Origin of the sequence: Berryella intestinalis (assembly GCF_000814825.1) — a bacterium.
In the GTDB taxonomy this organism is placed as follows: domain Bacteria; phylum Actinomycetota; class Coriobacteriia; order Coriobacteriales; family Eggerthellaceae; genus Berryella; species Berryella intestinalis.
Genome location: NZ_CP009302.1, coordinates 1,904,438 through 1,923,988, shown reverse-complemented (window position 1 = coordinate 1,923,988; position 19,551 = coordinate 1,904,438). Strand labels below are relative to the sequence as shown.

Here is a 19,551-nt window from a genome sequence, read left to right as displayed (position 1 = left end):
TCGATAAAGGAGAACCACTATGCCTCGTGTAAAGCGTGCAGTCAACGCCCACAAGAAGCGCCGCACTATCCTCGGTCGTGCGAAGGGTTACTACGGCGCCAAGTCGCGTTCGTATAAGAACGCGAAACAGCAGGTCCAGCATTCGCTCCAGTACCAGTACCGCGATCGCCGCAACAAGAAGCGCGAGATCCGCCGCCTGTGGATCACCCGCATCAACGCGGGCACCCGTGCCAACGGCATCGTGTACTCCCAGTTCATGAACGGCTTGAAGAAGGCCGGTATCGAGCTGGACCGCAAGGTTCTCTCCGACATGGCCATCAACGACGCCGCGGCGTTCTCCCAGCTGTGCGAGATCGCCAAGAAGGCTCTGTAGCCTCGGTATCGCTTTATGTGCAAGACCCTCGAAGCCGCACAGGTTCCGAGGGTCTTTTCACACCTGCGGCTTTCGATTCCCATTTGGGAAATGCATAATTAGAGAATTTTCATCATGTAGAAGGAAAGCGTATATACTCGTCAGGCAATCAAAACGAGAAGAACCAGAGGTAGGTAATGAAAAAACGAGCAACGTCAGTCATTCTTTCGGTGGCCCTGTGCTCCACGCTGGCTCCCGCCACGGCGCTGGGCGCCACCGACGGCGCAACCGCCGCGGAAGCGCCCCAGCCCTCCAACGCTGTAGCGCCCGAGGCTTCCAGCGCACAGGCGGCCGCTGAGGTGCCCGCAGCCGCCGCGCCGGTTGCCGAAGCGCCCGCAGCCGCCGCACCGGCTGCCGAGCAGCCCGCCAACCAGCTGGGCGCCCAGGACGCCGCTCCTGCGGACAACTACATTCCAACGGGCGACATCGCCGTGGCCAAGTCCGGGGAGTCGGCTTTCGACACCGAGAACACCGAGGTGTACAAGGCCGCCCGTACCGATAAGCTGGACTTCGGCTTCGCATTTGGCACTTCGGCCATCAAGAACAACATGTCCGATATCGAGAAGGCCTACTTCCCCAACGGCCCCGTGCCGGGTTCGGCGATCGCTCTGAGCAACGTCAAATCCAACTTCAATGTTACGATCACCTTCCCCAAGGGCGTTGTCGCGCCGACCGACGCCGCTTCGTATGCGTTCAAGAGCCTGCAGGGCTCCAACTATGCCGGCGGCCCGGAAAGCGGTATGTTCACGTTCTCGGACGTCCTCGAGATCACGCAGCTTCCCGATGGAAGCACCGAGGTCGGGATCGGCTTCATGCTGAAGGACCCCGCGGCGTACTCCACGTACGATAAGCTGCACACGGCCGTGTTCGCCGAGCCCAACTACCTCACGCTTCTGGCCAAGGGCGTCGGACTCGATGGGACCGAGGCGGGCAAGCAGTACACCGTCTACGGCAAGGTGTCGGGCGAGATGGAAGCGACTGCCAAGTTCGGCGGCATGGAGATCCCCTTCAACTTCGTATGGGGCCCCGCGCTGCAGGACAAGGGCGTCGGAACGACGCTTGGATCTGACGGCACCGACTTCACCCGCAAGTCGCTGGAAGGCCCCGAGAAGGATGCCATCTCGCTGACCTTCAAGGTGATCGAGAGCATTCCGTGGACGGACCTCACTCCGGCCACCCCGATCGAGCCCGAGAAGACCCCCGATGAGCCGAAGCTCGTCGACCCCCAGCCTGTGGATCCCAAACCCGTCGACCCCAAGCCGACCGATCCCAAGGTGACTCCGGAATCTCCCAAGGCGGAGACCTCTGCTGTCACCGAGGTTGCGGAGAAGCCCGCAGCCGAGAAGACCGTCGCTGCGTCCGACGCTGCCCCCGTCCAGAAGACGGTCAAGGCTTCGGCCGCCCTTCCCCAGACCGGGGACGCCGCCCTGCCCGTGGCGGGAATCCTTGCTACCCTGGTCGGTGCGGCTGGCGTCGCCCTTGCGCGCCTGCGTCGCCTGAGCAAGTAGCAGCAGCTTCCTCGCAGTTTGGCTTCATCTTGAAAGCCGTCGGCACAAGCTGGCGGCTTTCTTTTTTATGGCTTTAGCCTGGCGAGTGTGCCTCGCGAAGCGCGGCGCAAAAAACCGCCCGCTGTGCGGATGGGGCTCGCTTGCGCTCGCCCGGCCGAATCGCCCTGCGCCGTGCATTACGGTGTTATCGAAGGGCGCTAGTCTCGCAAAAGGGGAAAGCCTTCTCGCTGATCGCGAAGAAATCTTCGGTGTAGCGTATTTTGCAACATAATTCGGCGAGTTTTTGTGATGTGGCAAGCTATTATATTGCGTACCACCAGTAGGTGTGGTTTCGTATGCGCTTCGGTAAGAATGAGGAAGGCCCGACTACGGAGAAAGGGACGAGAATGAAACGATATTTTGAAAGTGCGGGGGGGGGGTTGCGCATTGTCTTAGCGTTCGCTCTGGCTTTCTCGCTGATGCTCGTGTTTCCGAGCACGGCGTTGGCCAAAAACGACGCTAACGCCGATCTGACGCTCACAAGCACAACCCCGTCGGTTAAATCCGGCACGACGGGCGTCTTACAGCTGGACGTGAAGGTGGCCGGCTCCCAGGAAAGCATCCAGGAGAGCTACGGTTCGGCTGCGACGCTGGTCGTCCAGCTGCCGAAGGACACGGCCGCCTACTACGATCTGCAGACGCCTCTGGCCGATCTGGCAATCAACGGAGTGCAGCCTACCTACGATCAGCAGGCACGCACGCTTACGTACAAGCTTCCCAATCTGCAGACCGGGCTTTCTGCCCGCCTCCACATCGGGCTACTGACCAAGAACGGCATCACGCCGAACGACACGTCGCTTGTCGCCACGGCAACGCTGAAGAGCGAGAGCGGCGCGGTGCTGGCAGAATCGGCCGAAGCCAAGATCGCGATCACCTCCGCTTTCCAGCCGACGATCACCAAGGCGTTCTCGAAGGTCGTTTCCAGCGATCCCTCGCAGACCGTGGCGAAGCCGGGCGAGGAGGTCGTGTGGTCCATCAAAGGTTCGGTGACCCTTGCCGATACCGCCGGCCAGTACATCAAGCCGGGCAGCATCATCACCATCACCGATAAGCTCGATTCCCGCCTGACGTTTTCCGACGCCACGGTGTCGGGAGCCGATCTGGTCGATCGCACGGTGAACGGCGACACCGTCACGTGGACGTTCAAGGCTCCTTCCCTCGAAGCCCAGAAAGCGGCGGGCACCACCCTGTTCGCTTGCGAGATCCTGTTGACGACGGGTACCGATGCGTCGATCAGCGCATACACCAAGGTGCCGAACAACGTTACCATCTCGGCGGTTTCCATCGAGGATCAGACCAAGACGGCTGCGGGTAAGGCGGAAGCCCTGATCGCGCCCGGCGGCAACGATGTGCCTCTTCCCGAGGGCGATATTGTTGTGCCTTATACGGTCGGTCCCGTTAACGGGAACGGGAACGTGAGCAACGGAAACAACGAGAATCACCCCAATCCCAACCCCGTCGTGGCTGATGATGCCATGGTCCGCTTCCAGGACACCTACTTCACGGGGATTTCTGGAGACGAGAAGCTGTTCGACTCCACCGGGAACCCCGTGGATCGCTCGCTCTGGAACCAGAACAACTCGATTCTCAAAGACGGGTACAAGAAGCTCGTGAACGAGTACACCTACGATGATGCGCTGCAGTTCAGGGCCGTTACCATTTACACGCCCCACATATACTACGAATACAATTTGGGCCGTCTTCCCCTTCCGGTTCTTCCCAAGACGACCCTGACCGTCACCCTGAAAGACGGCTCGACCCGCTCCCACGTGGTGGATTGGAACAAGACCGCCAACAAGGTGACGGGCAACGTGCAGGTGACCATCTACGATATGGGTCTGACCGATGCCGATGAGATCACCAGCTACTCCATTACGTACGAGATGGAGGACGGGTCCAAGCTCAACGGCCGCCTTGGCCTTCAGAACGAGCCCCTCTTCGATATCAAGGACGGCGCCCGCGGCACGTTCAAGTGGGGCGTCACCTTCGTTCCCACCCTGGCGGACGGCACCACCTATCGCCGCACTTCCACCGAAGTGACCGATCTGGTCGGCCCGCGTCAGGTTACCGTGGGCGAGAAGCCCGTCTCCAACCCGATCGTTCTGGCCACCGTCGAGTTCATGAAGAAGGACGGCAACGTCGTTGCGGTGGGCGACAACCAGGTCCATGTCCGCATGTTCAACAACACGAACAGCAACGACAACCTGGACAAGCAGATCAGCTCGACGGTCCTTCTGCCCTACGGCGTGAAGGTCAAGTCCGACCCGAACGCCTCCTACAAGATCGACAGCCTGCGCTTCGGCCGCCAGCAGTATGCGACGCCCGGCCACTTCTCGATTCTGGACGAGAACTACAACGGCACCGGCCAGCAGCTGGTGCACATCGACTGGGATCAGACCACGCTGCTTCCGTGGCAGCGCGCCGATGCGTACTTCGACGTCGAGATCACCAAGAATTCACCCGATCAGCTGCCCCTGACCATGTGGGGAACCAGCTCCACCGACGATGTGCTCACCGCTGCGAATTCGTCGAACAAGGTGGAGACCGACGCCGATGATATCGATCACGACGGCGCCACGGACCAGGATCGCATCAAGGTCGAGAAGAGCTACGTGAAGTACTCGGACAACGACCTGCGCATCAAGAAGTACGTGAAAGGCGCGCTCGACGACGAGTTCTCGCTGTTCGGCCGCACGCTTCCCGGTGGCGGGATCGACTACAAGATCTACATGACGAACACCACGGGCAACGATATCTTCCGCATGGGATTCATCGACGTCCTGCCCTCTGTGGGCGATAAGGGCATCGTGGACAACTCCGATCGCGGAAGCGCCTTCACCCCGGTGATGACCGGCGCCATCACCCTGCCGGCCGATTGGGCGGACAAGGTGGACGTCTACTACAGCGCCTCCAAGAACCCCAAGCGCGACGATCTGTACAGCACGGTGAACTACAGCACCGGGGCCTACCAGCACGAGAACCCCGCCGACGCCGCGGATCCGGAGTGGAAGCTTGCTTCCGAGGTGACGGACTGGTCGGCCATCCACAGCTTCAAGCTGCAGCTGAAGGACGGCGTTACGTGGCTGAAGGGTCAGGACATCGAGTTCACCTTCCATATGAAGGCTCCCGAACTCGGCGAGCTCGATGACGCTTCGGTGGTGTTCTCCGAGCTGCCCGATACCCGTACCGAGGAAAACGAGCTGAAGGCGGCATGGAACTCGTTCGCGATGACCACCAACGGCCTTCTGCCTACGGAACCCGAGCGCGTGGGCGTCGTTATCGCAGATCCCAAGATCGACGTTTCCGGCAAGAAGACCTGGAACGATAACGAGAACAGCGACGGCATCCGCCCCGGCTCCATCACCGTCAACCTGATGAGGGACGGCGTCAAGGTGAGTTCGCAGGAGGTCAAGCCCGCCGCTGACGGATCCTGGACGTATAAGTTCGCCGATCTGCCCAAATACGATGCTGCCGACGGCCACGCGTACGTCTACAGCGTGACGGAGGAAGCGGTTGAGGGCTACGAGTCTTCGGTCGAGGGTTACGACATCGTCAACACCCACAAGCCCAAGACGCCCGATCCGGGCGATCCCACCCCGCCCGCGCCTCCGGTTCCGGATGATCCCACTCCGCCTGCGCCGTCGGTTCCGGACGAGCCGCAGCCCGTTCCGCCCGCGCCTGCTGGCGAGAAGCCGTTGGCGAAGGTGACGGTCATGCCCAAGACGGGCGAGACCGTGGCATGGGCCGTCGGGGCTATCGCCCTGGTTGCCGGTGCCGGCTTGCTGGGAGCGTTTGCGCTCCGCAGGAAGAAAGGCGACCGCGCGCTCTAGCCGATCGCCCAGCGACCCCGTCCGTGCAAGCGGATAGGGCTTGAAACGAAAAAGCGCTCCGCGATGCAGTGCGGGGCGCTTTTTGTATTTTATCGACGAAGTGCGTAAGGTTTTCATTGGCCGTCCTCTTGAAAGCGGGGGATATGTCAAGAGGGTTGCGTTGCGGGTTTCTCCGTCCGCTGTGAAACATTGAGGGGCTCGTACATACTGTTTTTATGAAAGTCAAGGTTGAAAAATGTATCAAAAATGAATAAGAAGTGTAATAATATGTGCATATTTAGGGATATCTAAATAAATATCCGCTTTAACATAAATAAAATTGGAAAGTATAAGTTATATATGATCCTGAATCCAATATTGCAAAAAAGTTCAAAATAATAAACGCAGGTAGATTCGATATATAGCGGAACACTTTACTAAAATAAAGCGAATTTTTGAATAAAAACGCCTGAAATTGAATAGCTCTGAACACCAAAAAACCTATTCTCGAAATGAGAATTTAATATAATGTCCCTAGTTACTTATCGGTAGGTGTCACGTATTGAACGATAAGTGGCAGGGGCTTCTTGCACCAGAAGCCCGAGCCGACACCCATCTAGTTGCATTTTATGCAAGAAAAGGAGGGCATCTGATGGTTGGAGTTAACGTCAAAAGCGAAGTTGGTGCGCTGAAGAAGGTCATTCTTCATCGCCCGGGAGACGAGCTTTTGAACCTCACTCCCGACACCCTGGAGCGTCTGCTGTTCGACGACATCCCGTTCTTGGAAGTCGCTCAGCAGGAGCACGATGCGTTCGCGCAGACCCTGCGCGATGAAGGCGTCGAGGTCGTGTACCTCGAGGACCTTATGGCCGATGTGGTCGCTTCCAGCCCCGAGCTTCGCGACCAGTTCCTCGACCAGTGGATCAAGGAGGCCGGCATCCACACCGAGAAGTGGCGCCGCATCATCTCCGAGTACCTGAACTCCGAGTTCTCCGATCCCAAGGCTCTGGTCGAGAAGACCATGACCGGCATCAACCTGGCCGAACTCGACGTGGAGCGTTCCAACAGCCTCATCGACCTGGTGAGCAGCCCCACCAAGATGGTCATCGACCCCATGCCCAACCTGTACTTCACCCGCGACCCGTTCGCGATGGTCGGCGGCGGCGTTACCATCCACCGCATGTACTCGGTCACGCGTAACCGCGAGACGCTGTACGGCCAGTACATCTTCGACAACCACCCCGACTTCAAGGGCACCCCGCAGTACTATCGCCGCGACTACGCTTTCCACATCGAGGGCGGCGACGTGCTGAACATCAACGACCACGTGCTCGCCGTGGGTATCTCCCAGCGCACCGAGCCCGACGCCATCGACACGCTGGCGGCCGGCATCTTCGCCGACGAGACCTCCACGATCGACACCGTTTTGGCCTTCGACATCCCGAACAGCCGCGCGTTCATGCACCTGGACACCGTGTTCACGCAGATCGACCGCGACAAGTTCACCATCCACCCGGGCATCCTCGGTCCTCTGACCGTGTTCGAGCTCACCCCGGGCGCCGACGGCAAGGTGAACGTCAAGCGCCTCGACAGCGACCTCGAGAGCATCCTCGAGAAGTACGTTGGATGCCCCGTGAAGCTGCTGCAGTGCGGCGCGGGCGACCGCATCGCCGCCGAGCGCGAGCAGTGGAACGACGGCAGCAACACGCTGTGCATCCGCCCCGGCACCATCGTGGTGTACCAGCGCAACAACGTCACCAACGACTTCCTGTATCGCGAGGGTCTGGACCTGAAGGTCGTTCCCTCCGCCGAGCTGTCCCGCGGCCGTGGGGGCCCGCGCTGCATGAGCATGCCTGCATGGCGCGAGGATCTGTAAGGCTTCTCCCGCACGTCAGTTTGCTTGTTGCGTAACGAGTTCCTCTCCGAAACGACACGCGCCTACCCTCTGCGCGCACAGGGGGTAGGAGGCGTGCAGCCCGAGCTGTCTGCGCGACGTCGATATCGCTTGCAGATTGCGTGACGCAGTTAGAACGGGCTCTCGGAGGTTCTCACATACATACCAGCCTAAATATTGGGGGTTCTCTCATGGGAGAAAAGATTAAAGGCGTTGGCTTTTTTGGCCTCGTCGGCATGGTCGTCAGTTCGTGTATCGGTTCTGGCGTGTTTGCCATCTCCGGTCAGATCGGCCAGGTTGCGTCGCCTGGTGCGGCTCTGATAGCCTGGCTCGTTTGCGGCCTGGGCTTCCTCTGCTTGGCACTGTCTCTGGCGAATCTGGGCGCGAAGTGCCCCGATTCTGACGGTGCCATCGCTTACGCCGAAGACGGCTTCGGCAAGTTCGCCGGATTCATCTCCGGTTGGGGTTACTGGCTTTCCGCATGGTTGGGCAACGTCGCGTTCGCAACCATGATCGCCAACACGCTCGGAACGAACGAGTGCCTCGGCACCCTGCTCCCGGGCGTTTTCTCGGCTGACGGCAATCCCGCCGTCGGCGGCGTCATCGTCATCTCGGTTCTGCTGTGGCTGATCACCTTCCTGGTCATCAACGGCGTCGAGAGCGCTGCCGGCCTGAACGCCGTCGTCATGGTGGTCAAGGTCGTTTCCATCGCCGCGCTCATCATGTTCTGCATTATCGCCTTCCAGGCCGCGACGTTCACCGACGACTTCTGGGGTAACGCCACGCGCAACATGGCGGTAATGGCCGAAGGCATCTCGGAAGAAGGCCTGGGCAGCATCGGCAACCAGGTCACGAACTGCATCCTTATCATGATGTGGGTCTTCATCGGTATCGAGGGCGCATCGGTTATGTCCAAGCGCGCCGCCAAGAAGTCCGAGGTCGGCTCCGCTACCGTTCTGGGCCTGATCGTCCTTCTGGTTCTCTACATCGGCGCCTCCATCCTCCCGTACGGCGCCGTTCCCTACGAGACGCTGATCACGGCCGACAACCCGGCTACCGTTACCATCTTCGAGACCATCGCTCCCGGCTGGGGCGGCGCGTTCATCTCGTGGGCCATCATCATCTCCGTCGTGGGTTCGTGGCTCTCGTTCACGATGCTTCCCGCCGAGACCACGTCCATGATGGCCGATCACGGCATCCTGCCCAAGGTGTGGGACAAGCGCAACGACAAGAACGCCCCCAAGGTCTCGCTGCTCATCGTGGGCGCCTGCACCGAGGTGTTCATCATCGTGGCCACCTTCTCGTCCAGCGCGTACGACTTCGCGTTCTCGATGTGCACCGTCGCTATCGTCATCACCTGGGCTCTGGCTGCCGCCTACCAGGTTAAGTACAGCGCTCAGCACAAAGAGATGGGCCAGTTGCTTCTGGGCGTCATCGCTTTGACCTTCCAGGTCGTGGGCGTTCTGTTCAACGGCTACGGGTTCTTGCTGCTCACCTGCCTCGGCTACGTCCCCGGCTTCTTCTTCTACAAGAAGGCGCGCGAGGAGAACGGCGCGACCGTTACGAAGAACGAGTACATCTTCGCGCTCATCATCGGGTGCCTGGGTGTTCTGGGTGTGGTTCTGAACCTGATGGGAGTTATCTCGGTGTTCTAGTTCCGGGTGCTTCGGTTCGACGGGTTCACCCAACAATTCGATCTGAAGGAAGGAGGCGGCTTGCGCGAGCCGCCTCCTTTCGCTTTTTTCGAAGGAGGAAGCATGGACATAAGGACGATCGGCGTCGAGGACTTCCTGAACGTGTGGGAGCACGAAGCTACATGGGATATAGCCCAATCGACCATCGACAGCCTGACCATGGAGGAGATCCTCGCGCTGAGCGGCGATGCGGGTGCGCGTTTCTACGAGGCGCTTGACGGCAAGAAGATGAACTACGGCTGGATCGACGGCTCGGCCGAGTTCCGCGAGGAGGTGGCGGCGCTGTATCGCAGCGTCGATCCGGCCAACGTGTTGCAGACGAACGGGGGAACGGGGGCCAACCTCAACGCCATCATGGCCCTGGTCAGCCCCGGCGATCATGTGGTGGCCGAGTACCCTACGTATCAGCCGCTGTACGATCTGCCCGCGGCGTTGGGCGCCGAAGTGGACCGGTGGGTTATTCACGAAGAGGACGGCTGGCAGCCCCGCATCGACGAGCTGAAGGCGCTAGTGCGCAAAGATACGAAGCTGATCTGCATAAACAATGCCAGTAATCCCTTGGGGACCTGTATCTCCAAAGACCTTCTGCAAGAGATCGTCGAAGTCGCCCGGTCGGTGGACGCCTGGCTTCTGTGCGACGAGGTGTTCTTCCCCATCGAGGATGTGGACGACTACGTCAGCGTGGTGGATGTCTACGACAAGGGCGTGGCGACCAACTCCATCTCCAAGCGCTTCTCGGTGCCCGCCGCACGCGTGGGGTGGACGGTGTCGAACAAAGAGCTGGCTGATCGGATGCGCGTGCTGCGCGACTACACGATGATCTGCGCCGGCGTGTTCAACGACGCCCTGGCTACGCTGGTGCTGCGCAACCGAGATGCTATTCTCGATCGCAACCTGGGCATTATCCGGAAGAATCGCGCCATCGTCCAGGAATGGATCGACAAGGAGCCGCGCGTATCGTGGGTTCCTCCGAAGGGAGTTTCGGTTAGCTACATCCGGCTGGACATTCCGGAAGACGATGAGAAGTTCTGCCTCGATCTGCTGCGCGACGAGGGTGTGCTGCTGGTTCCCGGAAGCCGCTTCGAGCTTCCGCGCGGCGCTCGACTGGGATTCTGCGCGTCAGAGCCCGTGTTGCGGACCGGTTTGGATATCCTGTCCTCGTACCTCAAGTGCAAGTTCGACTGACGATCGACAAGATCGATGTAATTGAGAAATTACATAATCGATCTATACGTTGTCATATCGGATTAATGCGTAAATAAGGTATTTGATCTGCGGATATTAGGTTCTTATCAGAGGTGTCGTGGTAATCTGACAAGCAAATAGGGGAGGTTGAACCACGATCGGAGAGACCGGCGGCCAAGCAAGTGCCTCCCCTGGCCTCCGCTCGGGCCCGCACTTAGATGCGGGCTTCGCCCTCGCTTTCGGCCGGGGTTTCCGACAGCAGCTGGATGAGCTGCTCTTTCGAGCCGATCCCGATCTTGCGGTATATGTTGCGTGCGTGGGTGTAGACGGTGTTTTCGGAAATGACCAGGGTTTTCGCGATGTACACCGACGAATGGCCCCGCCCCATGTACGCCATGATCTCGCGTTCTCTGGGGGAGAGGCGGAACCTCTCGGAGGTTTCCCGGCAGCGTTCCCGATACGCATCGGCGGGGGGCTTTTTCGAGGCGAGGGGCCCTCTTCGCGTTCCGCCTCGGATTTGTCGGTCAAGTCGCGCCGCGTGTGCTGAACGATGGGGGATACTGCCAGGTAGGTGCAGTAAAGCGACACCACGAACAGCGAGACGGCGTTGGTGAGGAACGCGCTGGCGTGGACGGATCCGACCAGCAGTCCGCCGAGACTCGACAGGGAGAAGGCGAAGATGAGGCCCGCATATACCAGCCTATCGGGAAACTCCCGCGCGTTTGCGCTGGCCACTCCGAGGGCCAGGGAGAGCAGGGCGGTTATTCCGAAGAACACGTACACCGCGATGTAGAGGATCTCCCGTCCGCCTATCAGGCCGTACGGCAGAGCCTGCAGCAGCATGATCGCGACGGCGGCCACCGGCAGCACCGTTTCGTACAGGAAATGCAGCGGGGGCTGCTTGAACCGGACGAAGCACAGGGGCGCGAGCAGAAGCGCGGCGACGAGGTTTCCCGCCACCTCGACGTTGGCTATGCCGTATACCTTCAGCGGCGCGACCCCCATGAAGAACGCGAAGAGGGCAAGCCCCAGGAACGCGGGGAAAAGAACCGAGACGAAGCGCTTCGAGATGCAGGTGAACGCCGCGAACGGCGAGATCCCATCCTGTTCGGGCACAGCCTCCGAGCGGTTCGGGGACGCCTGGGAGGAAGGCTCTTCGCAGCCCGCTCCCGCGATCCGCTCGGCCTGTCGGTCGGTTGGCTCTTCTGTTCGGGAGCCCGCCTCGCTGACGACGGATGCGGGCCTGCCAAGCGCCCTGCAAACCACGGGGGCGGTTCCGAGAACGAGCAGGAGGCACGAGAGCGCGAGCAGGGGCACCGCGGGAAGGTAGCTGGCAAGCCAGTTGATGGCCGCGCTGGACCCGACTACGATGCAGGCCCCGAGCAGCGCGCGCCTCACCCCGTAGCCGCTGAAGCTGTCCTTCCAGGCAATCAGGACGAATACCAGCGAAATTCCGGATACGGCTCCCGCGATCGAGGCCGCGAGGGGGTCGAACCCGATCAGCCCCTCGGCCATGCAGTAAAACGAGCCGGTCGAGACGACGTAGAGCGGCGAGAAGACGAGCGCAGCCCATCTCAGGGGCTTCGATTCCGGGAAGCAGGCGGAGACCGCCTCGCGTCGCTCCACGGCGCGGCGCACCATCGACAGGTGGCTCGAGATGAACAGCGCTCCCGATACCGCGATGCAGGCCGCCATCATGGGCAGGACGAAGCTGCCGACGTTCACCAGATCGCCTGCCAGGAGGCTGAAGGACATGACGTTCGGGGAGTAGAGGGGCATGCTTGCGAACAGGGCGATCGCGAACAGCACGTCCAGATCGATGCGCAGCAGCTCGTTTTTCGGGTTGTCGGTATCCATGTTGCGATTGTACTTCAAGCTTGTCGCAACCGACTCTCATCAATTTCCTTGATGCGCTGTGACCAGGGATTCCCAAGTTCCCCAATTTCCGCGATAGGCATTTCGGCCGCCGTTTCCTACAGTTCTCGCCATCGAGCCCGACGCGCGGCGCCGGGGTTGCGACATCGCATCGAGGGGATAACGAAGGGAAGGATTGGAAATGGCCGTTGAATTTTCCCGTAGGAGCTTTCTGAGGGGCATGGGCGTTATGGGCGCGGGAGCCGCGGCATCCGCGGCGCTTGCCGGCTGTTCGCCCAAGGGGTCTGCCGACAAGGGCGCGTCGAAGGCCGCTGCCGAGCCGACCACCTGGCGCACCGCCCCCGCCGAGATCGCATCGTTTGACGAAGAGGTTTCGTGCGACGTGGTGGTGGCCGGCCACGGCTACGCCGGCCTGACCGCTTGCCGGGAGCTGGCGGAAAGCGGCGCGCGCGTCGTGCTGATCGAGCGCCAGGCCGAAGATACGTATGCGCCGGTGGGCAACGAGGGGGCGGCGCTCAACGCCACCATCCTCCAGCAGCGCGGCGTTCCCGCCATCGATCCGGTCGAGTTCTTCCAGAACTACATGCGCATCACGGGCAACTACCCCAACCAAGAGCTGGTGATGAAGTTCGCCCAGAACTCCGGAGCCAACATGGACTGGTACCTCTCCGGGCTCACCGAGGCCGATCTGGCCACCATGACCACGGCGTTCTTTCCGAAAACCGAGCACCAGCTCGACGAGCTGAGCGGCATTAAGTTCTGGCCCTCCGTTTGCAGCTTCTACGGCGAGTGCAACCAGACCAAGATCCATGCGGTGAACCGCGAGCAAGCGAAGAAGGCCGGGGCCGAGTTCCGCTTCTCGACCGAGGCCCAGTACGTGATCATGGAGGGCGGCAAGGTCGCGGGCCTGGCCGCTACCAGCGATAAGAAGAACATCAAGTTCAACTGCAAGGCGGTGGTCATCGCCACGGGAGGCTTCGGGGCGAATGCCGAAATGATGGCCGATCTCATGCCCGATATGAAAAACGCCCTGGTGGAAGGCGAAGAGCTTACCTCCATGGCGGCCAACAACACGGGTCGCGGCGTCCAGATGGCCTACTGGGCCGGGGCGCATCTGGAGACCTGCCCGATCCCCGGCATGAACATGAAGGGCCTGTCGGTTCCCGGCAAGATGAACTGCCTGCCGCAGGCCGTGTGGATCGACGAGAACGGCAAGCGCTTCTGCAACGAGTACTATCCCACGGCAGAGCAGCGAGGTTTCGCCACCGTATACAAGACGCGCAAGACCAAGTTCGCGGTCGTCGACTCCAACTTCCCCACGTATCGCCAGTACACCATCCCGCAGCACGCCGGGTTCAGTGCCAACGAGGAGAACCTGGCCGCCCTGCAGAAGTCCCTCGACAAGGCGTACGCCAAATTCAAGGGAACCTATCAGGAAGAGGAGAAGAAAGACGAGGGCGCCCAGCACGGACCCGTGGTCGAGGTCGAGTACATCGCCGACGACACGCTTCAGGGTCTGGCTTCCCAGCTGGGATTCGAGGGAGACGCGCTCGCCGCTTTCCTGAAGACCATCGAGGACTACAACTCCTATTGCGCGGCGGGGGCCGATCAGGAGTTCGGGCGCGATGCGAGGGTGCTGTTTCCCGTCGAGGAAGGGCCCTTCTACGCCTGCAAGTTCGACCCCGTTCTGGGCGAGACCATGGTTACGTGCGGGGGCATCCTCACCGATGGCGAGCAGAACGCAGTCGATGCGAACTACGAGCCGATCGCCGGCCTGTACGTCTCCGGGAACGACTGCGGCCGCCGCTTCGGCTACGAGTACATCACCCCCATCCCCGGCATGTCGCTTGGCATGGCGATCTGCCTGGGACGCGAATGCGGCAAGTCGGTCGCGCGCTTCCTCGGGAAGGCCTAGGTTTCCCCCTTCGCCCCTTGGCTGCTGACGGGGGGCGGGCGGTCTTGGGGCTGCCCTGCCTCCCTCCTTTTCCGATGGCGCCCCGAAAGCCGGGCGCCTACGTTTCGACTCCTTTTCGCCCATGCGGTGAAAACGTGCGCTTTGGCGATACCTTCCCGTCGCCAAAGCGCACGGGAGTAGAATTATCGGGATTGATAGGCGCTTTTCTGAAAGGGCGCCGGGAGGCGGCGGCGCCCGTCGGGCGCTCTCGATGAAGGGACGGTACCATGGCCGATATCCAAGAAGTCCAGTACATCTGGAAAAACGGTGAGATCATCCCCTGGGCGGAGGCCACGACGCACGTCCTCAGCCACTCGCTGCATTACGGTTCGGGCGTGTTCGAGGGCATCCGCTGCTACGAGAACCCCGAGACGCATAAAAGCTACGTGTTCCGTCTCCAGGACCATATGGAGCGCCTGGTCCGCAGCTGCAAAATCGCTATGATCGACCTTCCCTACACCGCAGACGAGCTGGTTCGGGCGACGGTCGACATCATCAAGGCCAACGGCCTGAAGAAGTGCTACATCCGTCCCCTCGTGTACCGCGGCTACGGCGTGATGGGGGTCGATCCCACCGGCGCTCCCACCGACGTTATCATCGCCGTGTGGCCGTGGGATGCCTATCTGGGGGCCGAGGCCCTGGCCAAGGGCATCAAGGTGGGCGTTTCTTCGTGGCGCCAGCGCTCCAACAACGCCATCCCCCCTGCGGTGAAGGCCACGGCGTCCTATATGAACTCGCTGCTTGCGAAGCTCGAGGCGAAGGCGCACGGCTACGGCGAGGCCATCATGTTGAACGAGGCCGGCCTGGTGTGCGAGGGCACGGGCGAGAACCTGTTCGTCGTGCGCAACGGCGTGATCTCGACGCCGCCTCTGTCCGACGGCCTGCTCGAGGGAATCACGCGCGACTCGGTGCTGCAGATCGCGACCGACATGTTCGAGGACGGCGAGATCGACGCCTGCCCGCTTGAAGAGAGCCTGACCCGCACGGACCTGTACGTCGCCGACGAGGTGTTCATGACGGGCTCGGCCGCCGAGCTCACGCCCGTTGCCAGCGTGGACGAGCGCCAGGTCGGATCCGGCTCGCGCGGTCCTGTGACCGAGGCTTTGCAGGCCCGCTTCTTCGACGCGGTGTACGGCAACGCCGAGCGCTATGCCGACTGGCTGACCGAGGTGGAGTAGCGCAGATGGACGATCTGCGCAGCGAAGACGTCGAGAACCTGCTTGAGGTTCTCGTCGCCATCGACGACAAGGACCGGATGTTCGCCCTGCTCGAAGATCTGTTCACCATCAGGGAGATCCGCGAATCGTCCCAGCGCTTGGCGGTCGCTCGCATGCTGGACTCGGGCATGTCGTACGTGGCCATCGAGAAGGAGACGGGCATGTCGGCCACGACCATCGCGCGCGTTTCCAAGTGCCTGGGATACGGCGCGGGCGGGTACCGCCATGCCATCGACCTTCTGGATGACGAAGGGCGTTCGAGCTTAAGGTAAGGTTCCTTTCGCCAGCTCCCGCAATTCTGCTCGCTTGTCCCGGGCCCAACGTAGGTTTTCAGCGGATGTCCGGCGCGATTCTATTATTTTGCGTACAGCCAGACGGTGCGATTCTAGCTGCAGACGGCCGTTTTCCTCTAAAAACGGCCGAGCTGCCTGCTCGAACTTGTCGAAGGCGGTCGCAAAATACCAACCTGCGGCCATGCACACGTAGTAATCCGGGTGCCGCACTGCCGCCACCCATTCCAGCTGCTCGGGCGCAAAATGGCCTTTTAGCAGGGCTTGCAACAGCACCAGCACTCCGGTGCGAACCGTATAGGCATCTCCGCTAGCACCGCCGTTTCCCGCGCTCAAGTCGCCCAGCCAGCTCCGTCCGGTCGCGATCACCTCCGCCGCGCCCTCGGTACCGAGGGCGCGTTTCCCGCGGAGCAATGCCGGATCGAAGGAATCGGTCACCATCCAGTTATCGATATACGGAAGGAAATGCTCGCAGGCTGTCCTCCACTGGCCGGCATCCCGCAAGGCGTTCAGGGTGTGAACGTGCACTATATCCAGCTCCACGTAAGGGTGGGGCACGCTGGCGCGAAATTCTGAGGGACTGACCGGCAGCTCCCCTGCCAACAGGCTCTTCGAGGCTGCTTTCATATCGGCGCTTTTAACCCCGAGGAAGCGCTCCGGCGCTACGGTCGGCACCAACTTCGCGCTGAATGCCGCGGTCTTCGCACTAGCTTTGCCTCGCAGCGCTTCAACCAAGATCCGATTCGCATCCATGTTCTCAGCCTCCGTTCCGCTCCAAAGGTGATCGCCGTGTCCAACAAGACCCTAGAGCGGATAAGCTCGAGGTCTTGTTTTCTTCCGAGCCGTATTCTATCGATCCCGGCAGGCTTGAGCCAAAACCGCGCTCCGTGCGTCGCGACGGGCTCCTTGCCCTTCCGATATGTAAGTCTATCGCTTAGCGTAGGGCGATTACGCGGATCAGCCCCAAGATGCACACGAGGGCGAAGGCCAGCACCGCGTACGAAGCTATCCACTTCCACCAATTGAGTTTGCGCAACGCAGGGAAACGCACGGCGATCCTGCGTTTGTCGGCTATCAGCAGGGCGGTTGACGCGAAAAGCACGGGCATGACCACCAAAAACCCGATTGCGTTGTGCCAGATGGGCATTGCCTGGTTCTGGGGCGTCGGATTGACGAAGGATGAGAAGCAGCCCAGAAGCAGCACGAACAGCGATGCGACCAGCAGCCCGTTCCAGATCTTTCCCAGGATGGAGAACCTTTCCGGTTCGGCCGGCTTGGGGGCGAAGCGCCTGCCGAGTGCCCGACGCGCGTTTCGCCGCGTGCCGGACGGCGCCGCTGCGAGGGGCCGATTGCCGGGAGAGGGCGCCGCGACGTCGGCCGCTGGCGCACTCAACCCGGGCGCTTTTCGGGGGATAGGATGCGCGGGGCAAGCGCTTAGGAAGGCGTTTTTCAGGGCTCGGGCGCTCGCGAATCGCTTTTCGGGATCGAACTCGGTCGCGCACATCAGCACGGCGCGCATCGGCTCGGGGATATCGGCGCCGGGGAAGCGGTCGTCATGGGTCGAGGCCGAGGGGATGGTTCCCGTCAGGCAGAAGTACAGCAGCATCCCCAGGGCGTACACGTCGCTTCGCACCGTGGTCTGCTTGTATCCGAACTGCTCGGGCGGCGAGAACGATCTCGTCCCGAACAGCAGGGTGTCCGTTTCGGCACCTTCTTTGAAATCGCGGGCGATGCCCAGGTCGATGAGGACGGCGCGCGCATCCTGGACGATCACGTTGCTGGGCTTGAGGTCGCGGTGGATGAGCGGCGGGTCGAACCGCTCGTGGATGGATGCGACCGCATCGCAGATGGGAGGGAGCAGCCTGCACGCGAGGTCGCTTCCCGCGCCCAGCCGCGAGACGGCGCGATCGAGGGTTTCGCCCGACAGGTACTCCATGACCACGATCAGGTGCTCGTCGGTTTCATAGCATTCGTACACGTGGGGGACGGATTCCAGCGGATCGGCCTCGCTGTGCTGTTGGTCGAATATGCGCTGGTAGGCGCTGCCGAGGTGCGAGGCGCTCTCGATGTACTTCCTCACGTACAGATGCTGGAACCCCCGCTTCATCCGCAGGGGGGCGTCCGCCTCCAGAACGGAGTCGGGAAGGTACACCAGTTCGGTGCGTTCGGCATCGGTGCTTTTCAGGGTGTCGACAACGCGGTACCGGTCCTCGCGCTCGAGGCTTGCCAGGTATCGCTTGAGGTCGTTCGTGTCGATGGAGGGCATGCTGTCAGTTCTCGATGATCGTCTGTTCCCCGAAACCGTAAAGTTCGCCCTCCGCCTGCAGCAGCGTTGCGCCTTTTTGGAGGGAGTAGATGATTATAGCGTCGCGGCGGTTCTTCGGGTACAGCCGGCTGATGCCCCCGGCCTGCAAAAGCCGCTGGGTCTCCTGCACGGTGAGCCGCATGCCGAACGCGATCTGCAACAGCTTGTTGCGGGTCGGGTTCCTGCGTCCGGCGAATATGTACCAGGCGTAGGTTTCGTCGAGGTCGGCCGCCCGAGCGACCTCCTTGTACTTCATGCCCCGGTCTTGCAGCAGGCGGTTCAGGTATTCGGTGAGGGTGGGCGCATCGAACGTGCGGCTTTCGACGAAGGCCTTCGGATCGGGCGAATTGACCAGTTCGGAGAGGAGATGTTCGGTGAGGGGCTCGTTCACGGGCGATGCCTTTTGCTGGAAAGCGGACGAAAACTGCAGCCGCTTGCGCACGCGGGGCCTTATAAACGCCCAGCGCCGTACCTCGGTACGGCGCTCCAATGCTCGAAGCAGGCGAGGGAGGCGAACGCCCCCTCGCCGCATTGTACTATTCAACGCTGAAGTTCTTCGTGACGAGGATGTCCTTGTCTCCGTTCAAGCTGATCAGCGGAGAGACCTCGACGGTCACCTCGCTTGCATCGGTCAGCTCGTAGGCCTGCTTGACGGTGATCTCGGCGCCGGGCTTCACCTGGCTCAGCGACTTGCTGCTATCCAGGTCGCGCACCATCGCGCTGTCGAGCTGGACGCCGTTTTGGAAGGCCCGGGCGGTTACGTTGGCAAGGAACGACGTGCTGTCGTCGGTCATATTCTTCCAGGTGTACGTGACGACGATCGCGTTTTTGCCGGAGTAGTCCTGGATCAGCTCGGAGCCGTCGATGGTTACCTGGTACTTGGTTTTGTTCGAGCTATCGGCCTTTTCCGCAGATTCGCCGCCCGCGGTCGAGCCGGACGGGGTCGAGGCCTGCTCGGAGACGTTTTCGACCTGGGTGCTTTCCATGGCCTTATCGATTGCGGCGGAGTACAGGCTCTGGGTGGCGATGACGATCACGACGGCCAAGACATTGACGATGGCGGCCGCGACGGCAAGGCCTTTGCCGGTCTTCTTCCCCTTGTTGATGCCCACCAGCCCGACTATCGCGAGGATGATTCCCACGATGGCGAAGATGAACGACAGGTTGTTCACGATGGGGATGAACGAGCTGGCCAAAGCGAGTACGCCGAGAACCAGCGCGGCGATGGCCGATCCCGACGTTCCCGTCGGCTCAGGCCTTTGATCGGGGGCAAAACCAAGTTGTTCCATGATTCCCTCTTCCTTCCAGGTTAGATGACGGTGCCCATGTTAGGGAAAGGGAGGATGCGATTCATTAGCTGCCAGTTAAT

The 19,551-nt window shown here is 61.2% G+C and carries 14 protein-coding genes; 9 read left to right on the top strand and 5 right to left on the bottom strand.

Annotated elements, in window-relative coordinates:
- Positions 1-19 precede the first annotated feature (19 nt).
- The 6 genes from rplT to JI75_RS08405 all read left to right on the top strand — a co-directional run bounded on the left by rplT (position 20) and on the right by JI75_RS08405 (position 10,541).
- On the top strand, positions 20-373 hold the full coding sequence (gene rplT, locus JI75_RS08430; RefSeq protein WP_039690142.1) for a 50S ribosomal protein L20: 354 nt from the start codon (positions 20-22) through the stop codon (positions 371-373).
- Between the two features lie 176 nt (positions 374-549).
- A complete protein-coding gene (locus JI75_RS09110; protein ID WP_158407641.1) occupies positions 550-1,920 on the top strand; it encodes an LPXTG cell wall anchor domain-containing protein in 1,371 nt (456 codons plus the stop codon).
- Positions 1,921-2,378: 458 nt separating this feature from the next.
- Complete coding sequence (locus JI75_RS08420) at positions 2,379-5,789, top strand: Cna B-type domain-containing protein (protein ID WP_158407640.1); 3,411 nt, start codon at positions 2,379-2,381, stop codon at positions 5,787-5,789.
- 631 nt (positions 5,790-6,420) lie between these two features.
- Positions 6,421-7,644 carry an arginine deiminase gene (locus JI75_RS08415; RefSeq protein ID WP_039690139.1) on the top strand — a complete coding sequence of 408 codons (1,224 nt, stop codon included), beginning with the start codon at positions 6,421-6,423 and terminating at the stop codon, positions 7,642-7,644.
- A 209-nt stretch (positions 7,645-7,853) separates the two neighbouring features.
- Positions 7,854-9,317, top strand: a complete 1,464-nt coding sequence (locus tag JI75_RS08410; RefSeq protein ID WP_039690138.1) for an amino acid permease — start codon at positions 7,854-7,856, stop codon at positions 9,315-9,317.
- A 102-nt stretch (positions 9,318-9,419) separates the two neighbouring features.
- Positions 9,420-10,541, top strand: coding sequence for an aminotransferase (locus JI75_RS08405; protein ID WP_039690877.1), 1,122 nt, complete (start codon positions 9,420-9,422; stop codon positions 10,539-10,541).
- Between the two features lie 214 nt (positions 10,542-10,755).
- On the opposite strand, the gene JI75_RS09450 is transcribed toward JI75_RS08405, so the two are convergent.
- Complete coding sequence (locus JI75_RS09450) at positions 10,756-10,929, bottom strand: response regulator transcription factor (protein ID WP_420804824.1); 174 nt, start codon at positions 10,927-10,929, stop codon at positions 10,756-10,758.
- A gap of 1,668 nt (positions 10,930-12,597) precedes the next feature.
- Here JI75_RS09450 and JI75_RS08395 point away from each other — a divergent pair.
- From JI75_RS08395 to JI75_RS08385, 3 genes are all read left to right on the top strand, one after another.
- On the top strand, positions 12,598-14,331 hold the full coding sequence (locus JI75_RS08395) for an FAD-dependent oxidoreductase (RefSeq protein ID WP_039690136.1): 1,734 nt from the start codon (positions 12,598-12,600) through the stop codon (positions 14,329-14,331).
- A gap of 266 nt (positions 14,332-14,597) precedes the next feature.
- The gene (locus tag JI75_RS08390) at positions 14,598-15,548 is read left to right on the top strand and encodes a branched-chain amino acid transaminase (protein ID WP_039690135.1); all 951 of its coding nucleotides are present in this window, start codon (positions 14,598-14,600) and stop codon (positions 15,546-15,548) included.
- Positions 15,549-15,553: 5 nt separating this feature from the next.
- A complete protein-coding gene (locus JI75_RS08385) occupies positions 15,554-15,859 on the top strand; it encodes a YerC/YecD family TrpR-related protein (protein ID WP_039690134.1) in 306 nt (101 codons plus the stop codon).
- Here JI75_RS08385 and JI75_RS08380 read toward each other — a convergent pair.
- From JI75_RS08380 to JI75_RS08365, 4 genes are all read right to left on the bottom strand, one after another.
- The gene (locus JI75_RS08380; RefSeq protein ID WP_039690133.1) at positions 15,851-16,630 is read right to left on the bottom strand and encodes a DNA alkylation repair protein; all 780 of its coding nucleotides are present in this window, start codon (positions 16,628-16,630) and stop codon (positions 15,851-15,853) included. The genes JI75_RS08385 and JI75_RS08380 overlap by 9 nt on opposite strands.
- A 181-nt stretch (positions 16,631-16,811) precedes the next feature.
- The gene (locus JI75_RS08375) at positions 16,812-18,143 is read right to left on the bottom strand and encodes a serine/threonine protein kinase (RefSeq protein WP_039690132.1); all 1,332 of its coding nucleotides are present in this window, start codon (positions 18,141-18,143) and stop codon (positions 16,812-16,814) included.
- Between the two features lie 4 nt (positions 18,144-18,147).
- Complete coding sequence (locus tag JI75_RS08370; RefSeq protein WP_039690875.1) at positions 18,148-18,573, bottom strand: helix-turn-helix domain-containing protein; 426 nt, start codon at positions 18,571-18,573, stop codon at positions 18,148-18,150.
- 145 nt (positions 18,574-18,718) lie between these two features.
- Positions 18,719-19,471: a DUF5067 domain-containing protein gene (locus tag JI75_RS08365; protein ID WP_039690131.1), complete on the bottom strand. Its 753-nt coding sequence runs from the start codon at positions 19,469-19,471 to the stop codon at positions 18,719-18,721.
- Positions 19,472-19,551 lie beyond the last annotated feature (80 nt).

Coding starts and splice junctions, on each gene's coding strand:
- JI75_RS08380 (WP_039690133.1), bottom strand. CDS start 16,630: ATGGATGCGAATCGGATCTTGGTTGAAGCGCTGCGAGGCAAAGCTAGT.
- JI75_RS08365 (WP_039690131.1), bottom strand. CDS start 19,471: ATGGAACAACTTGGTTTTGCCCCCGATCAAAGGCCTGAGCCGACGGGA.
- rplT (WP_039690142.1), top strand. CDS start 20: ATGCCTCGTGTAAAGCGTGCAGTCAACGCCCACAAGAAGCGCCGCACT.
- JI75_RS08395 (WP_039690136.1), top strand. CDS start 12,598: ATGGCCGTTGAATTTTCCCGTAGGAGCTTTCTGAGGGGCATGGGCGTT.
- JI75_RS08405 (WP_039690877.1), top strand. CDS start 9,420: ATGGACATAAGGACGATCGGCGTCGAGGACTTCCTGAACGTGTGGGAG.
- JI75_RS08410 (WP_039690138.1), top strand. CDS start 7,854: ATGGGAGAAAAGATTAAAGGCGTTGGCTTTTTTGGCCTCGTCGGCATG.
- JI75_RS08415 (WP_039690139.1), top strand. CDS start 6,421: ATGGTTGGAGTTAACGTCAAAAGCGAAGTTGGTGCGCTGAAGAAGGTC.
- JI75_RS08375 (WP_039690132.1), bottom strand. CDS start 18,143: ATGCCCTCCATCGACACGAACGACCTCAAGCGATACCTGGCAAGCCTC.
- JI75_RS08390 (WP_039690135.1), top strand. CDS start 14,598: ATGGCCGATATCCAAGAAGTCCAGTACATCTGGAAAAACGGTGAGATC.
- JI75_RS09450 (WP_420804824.1), bottom strand. CDS start 10,929: ATGGGGCGGGGCCATTCGTCGGTGTACATCGCGAAAACCCTGGTCATT.
- JI75_RS08420 (WP_158407640.1), top strand. CDS start 2,379: ATGCTCGTGTTTCCGAGCACGGCGTTGGCCAAAAACGACGCTAACGCC.
- JI75_RS09110 (WP_158407641.1), top strand. CDS start 550: ATGAAAAAACGAGCAACGTCAGTCATTCTTTCGGTGGCCCTGTGCTCC.
- JI75_RS08385 (WP_039690134.1), top strand. CDS start 15,554: ATGGACGATCTGCGCAGCGAAGACGTCGAGAACCTGCTTGAGGTTCTC.